Here is a 572-nt window from a genome sequence, read left to right as displayed (position 1 = left end):
GCTTAGGGGAGTTGTTGTTTTTTTACATGGATAAAAGCCGGGCGCCTTCCGCATTTTAAACATGTGGAGGTGTTACCTATGAGCAATGATAAGCTGTCAATTGATCAAACGGATTTGGTACAAGAGTGGAGTAATGTTCTCCCTACTACACTGCAGCCTACAGATCAGGCGCGTGTATGGGCCGATGAGGCTGATCCTCAGACCGTTAGGGTTCATATTGAGGCGGGTGGACATACGGGCTACAATTTCGATTTTAAAGTCAACTACGTGGATGCCAGAGAGGTTAAAGTAGAGCTGATGGATGTCCAACAGGGGACCATGCACATTGATGAAACAGGCGATGTTGTGCAAAATCTGGTGGATGACTATGTTCGTCACATTCATGAATGCGCACAAACGCTCMACAGAGTCACACACGTTTAAAAGGCGGAGGGGAATTCACTCACATGACAAAGCAAAAAGCGCCGGATAAAAACTTGCAAAATGTAGACAAAGACTTTCGAACCAATGCAGTAAACAGCCACAATAGACAGCAACAGCAGCAGCAAGTGAATGACCGTAGACATCAAGAT

1 protein-coding gene is annotated in these 572 nt (G+C 45.5%); it reads left to right on the top strand.

Going from position 1 to position 572, the window contains the following annotated elements:
• Positions 1 to 78: 78 nt before the first annotated feature.
• Positions 79 to 423, top strand: a complete 345-nt coding sequence (locus AC1DUA_RS40145; RefSeq protein WP_477504950.1) for a hypothetical protein — start codon at positions 79 to 81, stop codon at positions 421 to 423.
• Positions 424 to 572 lie beyond the last annotated feature (149 nt).

This window comes from Paenibacillus sp. 01T422 (assembly GCF_056398785.1).
The sequence above is the reverse complement of the archived record's forward strand: the minus strand, read 5'-3'. Positions and strand labels throughout refer to the sequence as shown.